This is a genomic window from Nocardiopsis sp. NPDC057823 (assembly GCF_042797335.1).
Classification (GTDB): Bacteria; Actinomycetota; Actinomycetes; order Streptosporangiales; family Streptosporangiaceae; genus Nocardiopsis; species Nocardiopsis changdeensis.
Genome location: NZ_JBHVLR010000005.1, coordinates 383,450 through 398,189, shown reverse-complemented (window position 1 = coordinate 398,189; position 14,740 = coordinate 383,450). Strand labels below are relative to the sequence as shown.

Below are 14,740 nucleotides of genomic sequence, written 5' to 3'. Positions count from 1 at the left end.
ACCATTGTAGTCAACAATGTTTACTTAAAAGTAAACGATGTTTGACTACCCAAAGCTCCTATTCGATTACCGAATTAAAAACGGACATACGAGCACAGACGATTCATCAAGGCGAAAAGATCCGCCCGACCATCGGCGTCGACGGAGGCCGAGCGGATCATATAAACATGGGATGACATGATGTTGGAAAGATCCGTTCGCGCGTCGGCGGCCGTGCCCCGCCGCCGCCCCGCCGTCCCGGGCGGCGCCCCCGCCCGTCCGGCCGCAGGTCGCGTGCGTCTCCCTGGAAAGCCCGTCGTTCCGGTGTCCGAAACCACCATGGGCACCCCCGCGGAGCCGATAAAGTCGACAGCGGCGGCGATCACCGCCCACCCCAGACCGCAGCGAGGAAGGCCCCTGCCGTGTCCGAAACAGTGCGCCTCGTCTGTCCCTCGGGCCGCAAGCACGCGGAGCTGTGGGGCGGCTACCTGCTGGCGGCCCTGGGCGTCGTGGCCATCGCGGTCGACCCCTCCCACTGGGCCAACATCACGCTCGGCGTCCTGCTGCTCCTCATCGGCGGCGGGCTCGCGGCCCACGGCCACCTCTTCGTCAAGGCCCCCGTACTGGAGGTCTCGGACGGGGAGTTCCGCTACCGGCGCGGCAAGTACGAGGTCAGCGTGCCCTTCGGGGACATCGGCTCCTACCACCTGCTGCCCGGCGGCGTGCGCTCCCTGGGCCTGTGCGACACCGCGGGCCGCCCCAAGCGGTTCCCCTCTCTGCAGAGCCGCCGCACCTCCCGCGCCTACCTGCCCCTGACCGGGATCACCAGTCCGGCCAAGGTCGAGGCGTTCATGGCGGTGGCGGGCATCCCGCCGCGCAAGCGCTCGCTGACCTCCTGACGACTCCGCCGCCGCTCCCCCGCCGGACCCGGCCGGGCCTGCGGGCAGGGTGCCGGCCCTTGCGGTCCGGGTCCCGGTCGACGTCCCGGCCGGACGAGTAACGGTCTGTCCGAAACCCGTGCACACAACGGTACGCAGTCGGACGTCTCAGGCCACATCAGTCCAATTCGCACCACACCCACCACGGACATACCGTTGCAAGCCCGGGTCATCTACCCTCGGTTCCGTGACGCAGTCCAGAATCACCGCCATCCTGACCGTAGCGGGGATGCTCGCGGCCATGTGGGTCTTCGAGATCCTCGACTTCTTCATGTTCGGAACCCTCGACTACCAGTTCGGCCTGCGCTCCTGGGACACCGGGGCTCCCTGGACCGTCCTCACGGCTCCGTTCATGCACGGCAACATCCAGCACCTCGTCGGCAACTCGCTGCCCTTCCTCGTGCTGGGCTCGCTCGTCGCCTTCAGCGGGCTGTCCCGGTTCCTGCTGACCACCCTGATCGTCACGGTCGTCAGCGGCGTGGGGATCTGGCTCTTCAGCGCCCCCACCACCATCACCGTCGGCGCCAGCGGACTGGTCTTCGGCTACTTCGGCTACACCGTCCTGCGCGGCATCATCGAGCGCAAGACCGTCGACATCGTCATCATGATCTGCGTCGTCCTCTTCTACGGCACGATGATCTGGGGCGTGCTCCCGCAGTACCCCGGGGTCTCGTGGCAGGCGCATCTGTTCGGCTTCCTCGGCGGCCTGATCGCCGCGTACGTCCTCCCCAAGCGGGAGAAGCGGCGCCAGATCGACCAGTGGCGCCAGCCCGGGGCCCAGGGCGGCTACTACGCCCCCTGACCCGGTCCCGCATGCCGAAGGGCCCCTCCCGCACGGGAGGGGCCCTTCCCTGTCACCGGGTGCGGCGCAGGCCCTAGAACTCCAGGCCCTCGGCCGCGTCGCCCAGGGTGCGCTCCAGGAACTCAGGGTTGTCCGCCAGCCAGGCGCGGGCGCCGGCCTGCGGGTCGTCCTTGTGCTCCTCCAGGGTCAGCACCTCCAGGGAGGCCAGCTCCTCGTCGGTCATCTCCCAGCCCTGCAGCCACTCGGCGAGCTCCGGGTAGTCCTCGGTGAAGCCGCTGCGGCCCACCGCGTGGATCTCCTCGGCGTCGCCCATCAGGCCCTCGGGGTCCTCGAGGTCCTTCAGGTCGTGCTTGGCGTAGGCCGGGTGCGGACGCCAGAGGGTGACGGCGATCGGCTCCTCCTCGGCGATCGCCGAGTCCAGCTCCGCCAGCATCGCGGCGGTGGAGGACTCGACCAGCTCGAAGTCGGCGTCCAGGCCGTAGCCCGGCATCGCCTCCTCCTTGGTGACCCGGGTCAGGCCGGCGCCCGACTCGATGCCGACGATGCGGCCCCCGAGCTCGTCGGCGTGGTCGGCCAGGTCCTCGATGCTGTTCACGTCCTCCATGTAGGCGGGGACGGTGATGGTCAGCTTGGCGTTGTCGTACCAGGTGCCGAGGTCCTCGAGGTCGTCGCCGTAGTCGTTCCAGTAGTCGGCGTGGGTGACCGGCAGCCAGGTGTCCAGGAACAGGTCCACGTCGCCGTTGGCGGCGCCCTGGTACATCGGGGCGACGTCCACGTCGGTGACCGTGACGTCGTAGCCCTTCTCCTCCAGGATGACCTGCCACATGGCGGTGGTGGCGATCGCCTCCTCCCAGGCGATCAGGGCGATGTTGACCTCCTGGGCGTCGCCGCCGCCCTCGCCCTCGCCGGGCCCGGTCAGGTCCTGTCCCCCGCTGTTGCCGCAGGCGGTGAGGAGCAGGGCCGCGCTCATGCCGGCGGCGGACAGCGCGGCGGTGCGCTTTCGGGTGTACATCGTGGGGTTCCTTCCCTAGGGGATCGGAGGAACCGGCGGGCCGTGTGCGACCGGCCCACCGGGTCGGGGTGCGCTCAGGCCGAGGAGACGGCGGCGCGCCCCTGCGGGCTCTTGCGGGTGACCGCCGCGGTGAGGCGGTCCAGGAAGATGGCGAGGACGACGACGGCGATACCGGCCTCGAAGCCGAGCGCGCCGTCGTTGCGGCTGATGCCCTGGTAGACCTGGCTGCCCAGGCCGCCGGCGCCGACCATGCCCGCGATGACGACCATGGACAGGCCCAGCATGATGACCTGGTTGACGCCGGCCATGATGGTCGGCAGGGCCAGGGGCAGCTGGATGCCGGTGAGGATCTTGCGGCCCGGGGCGCCGAACGCCTCGCCCGCCTCCACCAGCTCCCTGTCGATCTGGCGGATGCCCAGCTCCGTGAGGCGCACGCCCGGGGGCATCGCGAACACGATGGTCGCGACCACGCCGGGGACCGCGCCGATGGAGAAGAAGAAGATCGCCGGGATCAGGTACACGAACGCGGGCAGCGTCTGCATCAGGTCCAGGACCGGCTTGACGATCTTGCTGACCAGGTCGTTGTAGGCGGCCAGGACGCCGATCGGGATGGCGATGGCCACCGCGATGGCGCTGGCCACCAGGACCAGGCCCAGGGTGTCCATCGCGTTGTCCCACTGGCCGACCGAGGCCACCAGGGACAGCGCGACCAGCGCGAACACGCCCATCCTCCAGCCCGCCACCGAGTAGGCGAGCAGGCTCAGCAGGAGGATCATCAGCAGGGACTTGGGCTCGGTGACGAGCATGGGCAGCAGCAGCCAGCCCAGGAGGACCACGGCCAGCCAGCCGCCGGCCACGATCGCGGTCCGCTTGCGCGAGGCCGCGTTCAGCGCCCCCATCACCGTGACCGCCGCCAGGAACAGCAGCGAGACGATGAAGTAGGAGTCGACGTACTGGTCGAACAGGTTCATCGCCCACAGGAACAGGAAGGGCGGCAGGCTGTTGACGACCGTGTCCACCAGGCCGGTCCACGCCTGGAGGATGTAGAGCACCGAGACGGCGCCGACGGTCACCGCCAGCGGGCCGCGGTGCGAGCGCAGCAGCGGGACCGCGATGATCACCGCGGCGATGAACGTGATCTGGGCGGCCGCCGGGTCGGAGAAGAAGCCCGACAGGACGGACACGGCCCAGCGGATGAACTCGCCGATGGCGTCGAAGGCCGGGCCGAAGTGGGCCTTGAGCCAGTTGTTGAACGCCTCGAACCCCTCACCGATGGGCAGGGCGGGCGGGAAGTCGACGGGGGTCACGACCGCTCCCTCCCCGACGCGAGGGCGGCGAGCACGGACGTGCGTGAGGCGGTGCCCAGCACGCTGCCGTCCTCGTCGACCACGCGGACGAGTTCGGATTCGGCCATGTCGGTGTACAGGTCGGCGATCGGGGTGTCGGCCGCGACCGTCGGCGCGCCCGCGCCCGCGGTGGCCCCGGTGTCCAGGGCCGAGGCGGCGGTCAGCACGCGGGTGCGGTCGACGTCCTCGGTGAACCGCTCGACGTAGTCGTTGGCGGGCTCGTTGAGGATCTCCTGCGCGGTGCCGATCTGGGCGACCCGGCCGTCCCGGAGCACGCAGATGCGGTCGCCCAGGCGCATGGCCTCGTTGAGGTCGTGGGTGATGAAGATGATGGTCTTGCCCAGGGATTCCTGGAGTTCCAGGAGCTGGGTCTGCATGTCCCGCCGGATCAGCGGGTCGAGGGCGCTGAACGCCTCGTCCATCAGGATGATGTCGGTGTCCGCCGCCAGGGCGCGGGCCAGGCCCACGCGCTGCTGCATGCCGCCCGAGAGCTGGTGCGGGAACTTGTCCTCCCAGCCGGCCAGGCCGACCAGTTCCAGGGTCTCGGCGGCGCGGGCGGCCCGCTCGGCGCGGGGCTCGCCGCGCAGCTCCAGGCCGTAGGCGGCGTTCTCCAGCACCGTCCGGTGCGGCAGCAGGGCGAAGTGCTGGAAGACCATGCTGATCTTCTGGCCGCGCAGCTTCAGGAGCTCCTTCTTGCCCAGGGCCGTGATGTCGACGCCGTCGACCTCCACCGATCCCGAGGTGGGCTCCAGCAGGCCGTTGAGCATGCGGATGAGTGTGGACTTGCCCGAACCGGACAGGCCCATGACGACGAAGATCTCGCCCGGCTCGACGTCGAAGGAGACGTCGATGACCGCGGCGGTCACGTCGAGGTCGGCGATGGTGTCGCGGTGACTGCCGTCGGCGAGCCGCTCGACGGCGGCTCCGGCCTGTCTACCGAACACCTTGTACAAGTGGTCTGCGCGTACTGCTGGCACGGTCTCCTCTACGGGGCTGTCCCGCCGCGGAGCAGACCGGCTTCCCCGATCGCCGCCCGCGGACTCGACAGGCAGCCGGTCCGCGCAGGGCCCCCCGGTGCGCGCCCCTTGCGGGGTTCGGACCAGCACCTGGTTCACGTCGGGGGGCAACGTTACCGAGATGCGTAGCCACAGATCAGACGGTTGGTAACCAGCAGATAACATGTTTAAACGACATAAAAACGGTCCGCCGACCATGCCGGGGGTTTGCATCGTCGCAGGACAGCGATATGTGATCTATACCACGCACGTTCTTAAAGTGATGCCGGTCACATATACGTGACAGGAGCGCCATACGACGGTATGTGCCAGCTCCGCAACCTACCGTCACGACGCCGGACGCGCCAGACCCCGGCCCGCAAGAGCCGGGGTACCGGGTCAGGACTCGATGCGCGTACGGGTGAACTTCAGGTGCGAACGCGACGGCGTCGGGCCCCGCTGCCCCTGGTAGCGCGAGCCGTACTCCGCGGAGCCGTAGGGGCGCTCGGCCGGCGAGGTCAGCCGGAACATGCACAGCTGGCCGATCTTCATACCGGGGTACAGCTTGATCGGCAGCGTCGCGACGTTGGACAGCTCCAGGGTCACGTGCCCGGAGAAGCCCGGGTCGATGAACCCGGCTGTGGAGTGGGTCAGCAGCCCCAGCCGCCCGAGCGAGCTCTTGCCCTCCAGCCGGCTGGCGATGTCGTCGGGCAGCGTCACCACCTCGTAGGTGGACGCCAGCACGAACTCCCCGGGGTGGAGGATGAAGGCCTCGTCGGGGTCGGTCTCCACCAACCGGGTCAGGTCCGGCTGCTCGACGGAGGGGTCGATGTGCGGGTACCTGTGGTTCTCGAAGACCCGGAAGAACCGGTCCAGGCGCACGTCGATGCTGGACGGCTGGACCAGGCCGGGGTCGAAGGGGTCGATCCGGACCCGCCCGGAATCGATTTCGGACCTGATATCGCGATCGGAGAGCAACACGCTCCGAACCTACCGCCTGGCGGAAGCACCAGGGGGAACACCGGCCGAACAGGGGCGCCCGACACGGGATCCCGGCGCCGACTTGCCGTCGGACCCCGGGAATGGGCTAGGATGGCAACGGTTGACCGGCCGTTGAGGCGGCGGGCACACGCGGATGTAGTTCAATGGCAGAACTTCAGCTTCCCAAGCTGATAGCGCGGGTTCGATTCCCGTCATCCGCTCCAGAACAAGAACGGCCAGGTGGCTCGGTGAGAACCGAACACCTGGCCGTTCCGCTTTCCCCCGCGGGTCGAGGGGCCCGGTCGTTCTCTCGGTGAACCACGGAGGGCGAACAAGACGCAGGCTTCGACAACCCCAGTGAAGCCTCTCAAAGACACTTGAACCCCGGAGAGATGCCCCTCCAAGGTGACACCGCACGGTAAGGCTCTGGAACCAGCGTGAGAGCCGTGCACGGCCCCGCCCGAGGCGCCGTCTCCTACGGGCGGGGGTTGTCTCAATGCAGACCTATGACGGCACCCTGACCTGAATGGCTGATGTAGGAGACGGCCACGGCACCCGGGGCGAGAACGGCGTCATCGACCTCCAGGTTGGTCTCCCGGACCGAGGCGAACGTGATCGGGACGGTCCCGTCGAAACCTTGGAACACCGCGGCCTCCGCCTCGTTCTCACCACGTGGTACCAGATCTGCCAAGAAGAGCACTCCATCCTCAAGCGCTACGGGCGTGCCGTCCCCCTTCAGGGCATTGGCGAACGACTCGGCGATACCGACGTCATCAGCGCCCAGACGCCGCTGTTCTTCCCCGTTCAGCCCTTCGATCCGATAGGCGTGGGTGCGATCGGTCCACACTCCGCGCGAGGAACCGTCCTCCTCGATCCAGACGACGTCACCTTCGTCCACTGTCACCACTTCGCCCGTGGCCTGGTCGATGACGTGGCCGACTTGGTCATAAGGATGGTGGGCGGTGACCACACCGCTGGGATGAACGGTCAACGTCCGCTCGTGAGCGTCGGCAGGGAACATTCCCGCCGTTGCCTCGGTCCGCCAGAGTTCTTCTCCTGTGGCCGGATCGAACCCCGAGTACCCCGAAACGAACTCCTGCCCCTCGGTCATCTCTACTGAGGGCTCACCCTCTGGCTGCTCGTAACAGGTGAAGGCGACCACCAAGGCCCCATCCGTCACGACGGCCCGGTCCACGGAGCCGATTCCGCTGCAGGCTGCCACGTCCGGAACCGACCATGCCGTCTCATCCGTCCCGAGCCGATGAGCAACCAACTCCTGCTCGCCTTCGACAGTGATCCAGTATTCGTCGGTGACGTTGGCCAGCCATCCTCGGACGACGTGGTCGGAGGACTCCTCGTCTTCCAACCGGTAGTCGTGCACGGGTTCCCCCGTGGAGGCGTCGATCACCAGCATCCGCGGCCGGGCCTCATCATCTTCGGCGTCCATGAGTTGGAGTGTGAAGTACCGGTTCTCTCCCGACACCGCACCGAATGCCCGAGTGCCAGGGAAGCGGTGCTCCCACATCACCCCCCCGTTCTCCCCGGACAGCGCGACGACACCGTCGTCCACGACAGCGGCCACACCGCCGGGGACCGGGAACAAACCGCCTAGGGCTCCGACCCCTTCAGGAGCTTCCCAGGCCCACGCGGCCTCGCTGACGGATGGTGGACGTTCCAGGTCCTGGACCGCTTCGCGGGGCCCGGACCCGTCGGACGCCCCGGTCGAATCGGATGCCCCGCCTGGAGAGCAGGCCGCCAGTGCGACGGCACCCAGCATGACCGTGGCGATGACCCTTCTTCGCCTCATGAGGAGGTTCCTTCCAGAGATCCCGCCGGGGCTGAGCACAGATTCAGCGAATCGAGACATCTTCCCATTTCGAGCTGTTCGTACCGAACGTGTTCAGGAAGTTGTACACGGCATTCGCCGTGCTTCCTTCTCCATCCACCCAATCGAGTTCGTCGATGCGATCGAACTCGGTGGCTAGGACACCGGAGGATCTCCGGATATCCCAGTCCTGGTGCTCAACAGGCACATATAGGACCCCGTTCCCGTCTTCAACCGCTATACCGACCTCTGAAAGCCTGTCCATGATCTCAGGGTCGCCTTGGGCCAGCGCGGAAAGCGCAAAGCCCTGCATCCTCTCATTCGTAGCCCATGCCCCGGGGGTGGCGACATTCTGGCCCGCTTCATGCTGAGGTATCGCCAGTGCCTCCTTGGCGGCGAACTTCGCCATCTCAACGACGAAACCGGGGACCTGAAGGTCCGACGCAGCCCCACCGAGGAGGTCGACCGTCGCCCCGTTCACCGCATTCCGATAATCCGCAGCCTCACCGTGCTGGTCCCCACGAGTGATGCTCTCGTTGGCCAGGGCCTCCTCCACCAGTCCTTGAAGGCTGCCGGCCAGCGAGACGGGAACTTGGTCACGAGGTCCGTCGTTCGAAGCAAACTCCTCCATGGCATGCCCTGTGTTGAGGAGGACCGCCTCGTATATACGCGCAGCGGCATCGGGATCGCCGACGATGAGTTGAGTGAAGGCCAGGCGGCTTTCCGGTGAGAGTTCCACTGTTCCCAACTCCGGACTCCACCGGGTTTCGAACGCCTCCTCCTCCCCGACACCATCGGTTTCGGAGAACTCCTCCATGTAGGCGAGAAAAATGTCCCCGAATCCGTTGGCAAGCTCACCATTGAGGTGCCCCACGGAAACATCGAGCCATTCCCGTCCCTCATCATCCTTCACGGTCCGGTCCGTACCGAAGAGTTCGTCACGGAAATCCTCATCCTCCAACATCTCCATCAGGCTCACAAAGGCGTTGCCACGGATCTCCGGAGTTATCTCTCCAACCACTTCGTCCTTGTTCCTTGCGATCCAATCAGTGATCCCGCTGACCGCAGCCCCGTCGTCCTCCCATTCGTAGGAATAGAAGGTGGTGAGTACGTCCTCCGGCTTCAGATGGTCATGGTTGGAGTGGTGACGGTACTCGTTTCCATCGAAGTCTTCACCGGTGAGGATGATGTAGTTGGCCTCTTCATTCCGGGATGCGACCTCGATGATGTCCTGGTAAGCGGTTCCGGTGGGCTCACCGCCGTAGAACTCCGTGTAGTGGAGATTCGTGGCACTGGTCCCCAGAAGAGTCGTCGAGAACTCCGTTCCTCCCTGGACACCCGGACCGGAGTTCGAGAGGAATTCAGCCAGCGCGGAGAAGTCGCTCCCCCAAGACTGGTAGACATCCATGTACTCATCAATGGCCTCCTCCGAGTCAAGGCTGAGGATGGAGGGGAACTCAGGGCCATCGGCTGCTTCTTGGACGTCCTTCGGAAGCCTTCCGACCCCACCACCGATGCTCTCATCGGACAGCACCAGTAGGGAGTTGGCGAGATTCCGGCTGATGTCGTCCCGAAGCGAGTCGCTGATGTGCTCGCTGGAGTTCACCTGCCCCATGAAAGCCAGGAAACCCGGGTCATCCCCTCCGACGTTACTCAAATCTCCGAAAAGAGTCTCCAGGAACTCGATTTCACCGTCCATGATCCTGTCGCCGTTCTGCTGGGCGGTCAGGGCCCGAGAAACGACGTTGCCGATGAGGGCAAGGTACTCGGGATGGTCCTCCAGAGCCTCTATGCTCCCGTCGTAGCCGTGCAGAACAGCGTTTTGGATGTGGGTGGCGATCGTCTCCGCCTGGTCCTCATCGACATGGAAGTAGTCCAGATCACCAGTGGTGTAGTAGCCGATGAGTCCGTACTCGCCGAGATGGCCACCGTCAGCGAGCAGGCGGATGTTCTCCGGCGTAGGGCCTCCCTTGAGGATCTCCTGGGAATCGTCGCACCGGTCTTCCAGGTCCCGCCATGCCTGCGCTGCTTCCGCATTGTGAGAGTCGATGATCTGGTTGACAAGAGTCAGGTTGTCGGGTTCGGAGGCGTTGGCCAGGGCCGTGGAGAGCTTCCCCTTGATCTCCTCGATCTTGTCTTCGTACCATTTCACGTCTTCATTAATTTTGTCGAGTACCCCGTAGGCATGCGTGCACGCCATCATCGAACTACTCCACGCAAAACTATTGTCCTCGGCCGCCTTCCGCAGCCCCTCACCGATCAGATCGGAGAACTCGAACCCCACTGGTTGGGTGATGGTGTTATAGCTTTCCGATCTACCGCTGATCATGGCATGCAGTTCTTCAAAATCTGATCTAGCCGCCGCGACCCGACTGCGATCTATATCACATTCTGTATAGCTCAGCGCTGACACGGGATGCTCCAAAGGGATGAGGTTTCTAAAAGTGTCAGTAGATCTGCGGGCCATCGATGGAGATGGAGAAGTCTTCCGCAGCCTGCAAATCCGTCACAGCCGCCTCGTAAGATCCCGCCTGAATATTCTCAGCCAGGGTCTTCGCGTGCTCCTTGACGTCCACCATGTGCTGCATGTGATCATCACCGAACGAACCCCACCCCGTGATACCGGGGGCAGGACTCACAGCGTTCTTGGCGGCCGTGATCGCTTCGTCGAAGTCCGTGGGAAGGTCTCTCAACCGTGCGGCGGCCTCGGCCGACGCCGATCCGCCTGCATAAGCATCGTCCGTGTTCACACCGGCAACGTCACCGGACACGATCCCACCTGCTTTCCTGTGTTGAGGTGCGAGAACAACGCAACGAGCCAGGAGTAACCGCACCAATACGCTTGATTGTCGAAACAAAGATATCCAGTCCCCTGGAAGCACATCACCGTGGTAACGGCCACTTCCGGCCAGCCCCTGGATCCGCCGAGCGCCCGAGGAAGTGAGCGGGGCGGCCCCAGGACGCCGATGGTTTTCGGCAATCGGTGGCTCATCGTGCCCCAGTACCCACGATGATGTTGACCGGTGCAGCCGTGAGGGTGCACCAGGGTGGCGAAGGTGGTGCACCCGGAGGGTGGACGGGGGCTGGTGCAACGCGGGGGAACCAGGGGCAACCGGGTGACGGGCAGCGGCACGGCCTGCGGATTCTCGTATCTGTGCAGGTCGGCGAGCTGACACTGGGTGGTTCGATTCCCGTCATCCGCTCCGTTCGAAAGACGGCCCCTGGACAGCGAAGATCCTTCGCACCCCAGGGGCCGTCTTCGCGTTGGGGGTGCGCCGGAGACACACGGCCCGACGTCCGGTCCGGCTGACGCGCCCCGCTCCCGTCACTCACCCTCGAACGCGCGCCCCCTTCGGTGCACGGCATGGAAGATCTCCGGAGACCTTCAGCGGATTCGCTTTGATCCGGCCGCCACCCGAGCGACGGCCTGCACCATGGCGACCATCGACCAGCGCGAACTCGCAGGTGGCAGGACCCGTTACCGAGACGAATGGCCGCTCGGCGGCACCCACGCCGACGCCCACACCTTCGAACTCCACGTCGAGGCGACCCGGCTCCACTGGGCCGAGGGCTGGATCCCCGGCTGCGGCTGGGTGAAGACCACCCCGGAACCCGACACCGAACCCGCCCTGCTCGCGGCCTACGCCCGCTGGCACATCGACTCCCTCTCCGGGATCGAGGAGCGCACCCGGACCGACTACCACCGCGACCTGGAACTGCACCTGATCCCCTCTTCGGCACCGCGAACCTCCGCGAGAAGAGCGAACTGCCCCTGAGCACGTCCGCCGAATGGGCCGACCACCTCCAGGCCGAGGTCCCCGATCCGCGAACACCCATCAACCCGCACAACGGCGAGGGCTTCAAGAGCTCATCTCACTTGGTGAGTCCGGTAGCAGATCAGCGTGCAGGCGATCTCGACGAAGGCCGGGAAGCGGTCGGCCCGACGCTCATAACGGCAGTGCAGGCGGCGACGTCCGGCCGGACAGGCATGGTTCGCTCGACCGAGATCACACCTTCAGCTCGGGCTAGTTTATCTCGAAACCTTCGGGAACGGCATTCTTGAGAATGTAAGAGAAGATTTCAGAATCCTCTTGACTGAACCCGAGCTCCAAGTACATGGCAACGAGCTCTTCATAGGTGTAATTTTCCGGGTCCTTCACGGGAACGATCACAGCACCCCCACTCCCCAGATCGGCGTACGACCCTCCGGATGATTCGCCGCCATCGGTGTGGCCGATTCAGGCCATTTCCTGTTGTGCGCGGACGAGTATTGTCCCGAGAAGCAAAGGCGCCGAGCGAAACTTTCTGAAAGTCCTGTTCAGGCGCTTGTTCAGGGGGGCCTCTCCGTCCTTGAGCCATCCGCTCCGCTCTACTTGGGCGAGCCCCGGGAGCCCCTGGGCCCGGCATGCGGGGAACACGCCACTCGGCCCGGGACGGGCGACCCGAATGGTCACCTCCCCATCCCCGGAACCCCGTTCCACCAGGTCGGACTTCACCCGTTCACCTCTTCTGCGCACCTCGCATCGATAAGCGATTTCCATCGTGTCTTCGGGCGCATTATGCCGAACGGTGGGGACAGAGGGTGAGCCGGGATATGCGCACGGCAGTCCTCTCGTGACGCCATGGAGCCCGGCCACCTGTCCGGATCCCTGTGCCCTCCTGTCCGGTCGTGGCCCGGCCGACCGCCCGGAACCGGGGTCGTGCGCTCCCGGACGAGACGTGAGGACTTCGCCGCCCTGGCGCACCCGTGAGGGCGCACGGGGTGCGGTGCGACAGGGGAACCGGGGGCTACCGGGCAGCGGCGCGGCCTGGGGGTTCTCGGGTCGTCGCAGGTCGGCGGGCTGGCGGGGGGAGTGGTTCGATTCCCGTCATCCGCTCCATGGCGAGAACGGCCAGGCGGCTCGGTTCTCCCGAACACCTGGACGTTCCGCTTCTCTCGGACGTGCGCCGGGGTCCGTGCCGTGTACGTGCCGCAAGCCCGTCGGGGAGCCGCAGGTGCTCACCAGTCCAGTTCGGCGTTCAGTTCCCGGGTCTCGCGGATACGGCGCTCGAGTACGGACAGGCGCTGTCGTGCCTCCTCGATCTCCGGGGCCTGGGGTCCCAGCACCCAGAGCATGGTCTGCGCCACCGATCGCTGCTCCGCCTCCGCCTCCTCCAGCCGGTCGGCCCACAGCAACGCGAACGCCAGCTGGTGCCGGCTCCGCAGGGTCGCCGGATGGTGTTTTCCGCGCAGGCGCCGGTATCCCGCCGCGACTTCGCGGTACTCCGCCAGGGAGGCGTCCGGTTCGCCCATGGTCATCAGGGTCCGCGCCAGGCGGTGCCGGGTCTCCAGGGTGTCCGGATGGTCGGGGCCCCGCTCCGCCGCCCTCAGCCGGACCGACCTGCGCATGCCGGCCACCGCCGCCCCGTCCCGCCCGAATCGGAGCGCCTCCCACCCCAGCACCATGGCGTCCTCCGCCGAGACCCCCTCCAGGACCTCGTCGAACAGGGCGTCCGGAATCCGCTCGCCCGGCAGGGCCCGCTTCAGGGCCTCGTCCACCAGGTGGTCGAAGACCTCGACATGGTCCGCGCCGACCGGTGTGAGCAGCCGCGTCGTTCCCGCCCGCGGCGTCGTGGCCCATTCCCAGGCCCGGTCCGGTGTCTCCGGACGCCTGTCCCCGCTTCCCGCCTCTTCCGACAGCCGGACGTGGAGCCGTTCCACCAGCGCCCGCGGAATCGGCCCCACCGCTCCGCAGCGGCGGACCGTCACCGCGGCGGCCACCAGGAGCGCCCCCTGGGAGGCCGGGGAGAGGGCGTGTGCGGCGGTTTCCGCCTCCCCCGCCTCGGACGGATCCCCGGCGCCCTTCACTTCGGCGAGCAGCTCCGGAGCGCGGGCCAGGAGCGGCGCGAACCCGTGCACGCTGCGCCGGTCCAGCGCGTGCGCGATCCGCTCGTCCGAACGGAACCGCTCCGCCCGCTTCCGTTCGCCGTCCGTCAGCACCCGGTCCACACGGATCTCGACCGCGCGACGCAGGAGCAGCCGCCACCGCTCGGCATCGTCGCCGTCGAGCAGCCTCTTCTTCTCGGTGTCCCGCAGGGTCGCCACCACGACGCGGTGCGTGCCCCGCCCCTGCCCGCCGAGGAGGTTGCCGACGTTCTGCGCGGTCAGCTGCGGGTCGGAGGCCCACCGGTGCAGGTCGTCCAGCCACAGCACGCACCGGGGGTGGGCGGCCGCCGCCTGGAGTGCGGGGGCCACGCGCGCACCCGGGCGCGGGGCGATCAGGACGTGGTCGGTCAGGTGCCGGACCGCCTCGTGGGCGCTGCGGGTCTTGCCCACGGCCGAATCCCCCGTCAAGAGGACGAATTTCTGAGCCTGAACGGCGGCGCGGAGCCGCATGTCCGCGGCGCGCGGCACGTAGGGGGGCAGGGATGCCCCGTCCCGGGCGTCGGCCGCCGCGGGGGCCACGCCCCAGGTCAGCGGATCCGTCCGTCTCCCCACCGTCGGCAGGCGCCCGCCGGGCCCGGTGTCACAGGAGACATGGATCTCCTCCCGGGCGGGGAGCCGCCGGCGCCAGGCGTGCGACCGCCAGAGCAGCACCGTGCCCCGGGCCGCCAGGACCGCTCCCGCCGGAAGGGCGAACGCGGCCCACCAGTCGGGTGGCGCTAACCAGGCCGCCTCGACCGTACGCAGGAACACCGCCGCCCCCGACAGCAGCAGGAGCACCGCCGCCACCAGCCATGGGCCCGGTGCCGCCACCGGTTCTGCTCTCCCCACCCCGACGACCTCTCTCGTCTCGCGAGTACCACGTACCCACCCCTCTAGGACGGTCCGGGGCTTTCACCGGTGCGGTGAAGGCGGTGTGCCCGGGGGACGCGCAGAGCG

At 66.9% G+C, this 14,740-nt stretch carries 11 protein-coding genes and 1 tRNA gene; 4 read left to right on the top strand and 8 right to left on the bottom strand.

Annotated elements, in window-relative coordinates; translation table 11 throughout:
• Positions 1–401 precede the first annotated feature (401 nt).
• Both ACFVNO_RS12375 and ACFVNO_RS12370 read left to right on the top strand, forming a co-directional pair.
• Complete coding sequence (locus tag ACFVNO_RS12375; protein WP_355263492.1) at positions 402–878, top strand: hypothetical protein; 477 nt, start codon at positions 402–404, stop codon at positions 876–878.
• A gap of 226 nt (positions 879–1,104) precedes the next feature.
• The gene (locus ACFVNO_RS12370; protein ID WP_220563775.1) at positions 1,105–1,719 is read left to right on the top strand and encodes a rhomboid family intramembrane serine protease; all 615 of its coding nucleotides are present in this window, start codon (positions 1,105–1,107) and stop codon (positions 1,717–1,719) included.
• A 73-nt stretch (positions 1,720–1,792) separates the two neighbouring features.
• On the opposite strand, the gene ACFVNO_RS12365 is transcribed toward ACFVNO_RS12370, so the two are convergent.
• The 4 genes from ACFVNO_RS12365 to dcd all read right to left on the bottom strand — a co-directional run bounded on the left by ACFVNO_RS12365 (position 1,793) and on the right by dcd (position 6,053).
• Entirely contained in the window at positions 1,793–2,731 is a 939-nt protein-coding gene (locus tag ACFVNO_RS12365; RefSeq protein WP_220563776.1) for a glycine betaine ABC transporter substrate-binding protein, read from the bottom strand.
• 74 nt (positions 2,732–2,805) lie between these two features.
• Positions 2,806–4,038, bottom strand: coding sequence for an ABC transporter permease subunit (locus ACFVNO_RS12360; protein ID WP_355263483.1), 1,233 nt, complete (start codon positions 4,036–4,038; stop codon positions 2,806–2,808).
• Positions 4,035–5,030 carry a betaine/proline/choline family ABC transporter ATP-binding protein gene (locus tag ACFVNO_RS12355; protein WP_355263526.1) on the bottom strand — a complete coding sequence of 332 codons (996 nt, stop codon included), beginning with the start codon at positions 5,028–5,030 and terminating at the stop codon, positions 4,035–4,037. The genes ACFVNO_RS12360 and ACFVNO_RS12355 overlap by 4 nt, the downstream gene beginning before the upstream one ends.
• A 441-nt stretch (positions 5,031–5,471) precedes the next feature.
• A complete protein-coding gene (gene dcd / locus ACFVNO_RS12350) occupies positions 5,472–6,053 on the bottom strand; it encodes a dCTP deaminase (RefSeq protein WP_220563778.1) in 582 nt (193 codons plus the stop codon).
• Between the two features lie 150 nt (positions 6,054–6,203).
• On the opposite strand from dcd, the gene ACFVNO_RS12345 reads away from it, so the two are divergent.
• Positions 6,204–6,277: transfer RNA gene (locus ACFVNO_RS12345), tRNA-Gly, on the top strand.
• 269 nt (positions 6,278–6,546) lie between these two features.
• Here the strand turns inward: ACFVNO_RS12345 and ACFVNO_RS12340 are convergent.
• The 3 genes from ACFVNO_RS12340 to ACFVNO_RS12330 form a co-directional block, all read right to left on the bottom strand.
• Positions 6,547–7,830, bottom strand: coding sequence for a PQQ-binding-like beta-propeller repeat protein (locus ACFVNO_RS12340; protein WP_378892034.1), 1,284 nt, complete (start codon positions 7,828–7,830; stop codon positions 6,547–6,549).
• Between the two features lie 73 nt (positions 7,831–7,903).
• Positions 7,904–10,291: a hypothetical protein gene (locus ACFVNO_RS12335; RefSeq protein ID WP_378891971.1), complete on the bottom strand. Its 2,388-nt coding sequence runs from the start codon at positions 10,289–10,291 to the stop codon at positions 7,904–7,906.
• Positions 10,292–10,325: 34 nt separating this feature from the next.
• A complete protein-coding gene (locus tag ACFVNO_RS12330) occupies positions 10,326–10,649 on the bottom strand; it encodes a hypothetical protein (RefSeq protein WP_378891968.1) in 324 nt (107 codons plus the stop codon).
• Between the two features lie 663 nt (positions 10,650–11,312).
• On the opposite strand from ACFVNO_RS12330, the gene ACFVNO_RS12325 reads away from it, so the two are divergent.
• Entirely contained in the window at positions 11,313–11,654 is a 342-nt protein-coding gene (locus ACFVNO_RS12325; protein WP_378891965.1) for a hypothetical protein, read from the top strand.
• A 1,223-nt stretch (positions 11,655–12,877) separates the two neighbouring features.
• Here ACFVNO_RS12325 and ACFVNO_RS12320 read toward each other — a convergent pair.
• Complete coding sequence (locus tag ACFVNO_RS12320) at positions 12,878–14,632, bottom strand: tetratricopeptide repeat protein (RefSeq protein ID WP_378891962.1); 1,755 nt, start codon at positions 14,630–14,632, stop codon at positions 12,878–12,880.
• Positions 14,633–14,740 lie beyond the last annotated feature (108 nt).

Excerpts from the sequence above, each read along its gene's own strand:
- ACFVNO_RS12365 (WP_220563776.1), bottom strand. The coding sequence starts at position 2,731 with ATGTACACCCGAAAGCGCACCGCCGCGCTGTCCGCCGCCGGCATGAGC.
- ACFVNO_RS12340 (WP_378892034.1), bottom strand. The coding sequence starts at position 7,830 with ATGCTGGGTGCCGTCGCACTGGCGGCCTGCTCTCCAGGCGGGGCATCC.
- ACFVNO_RS12325 (WP_378891965.1), top strand. The coding sequence starts at position 11,313 with ATGGCGACCATCGACCAGCGCGAACTCGCAGGTGGCAGGACCCGTTAC.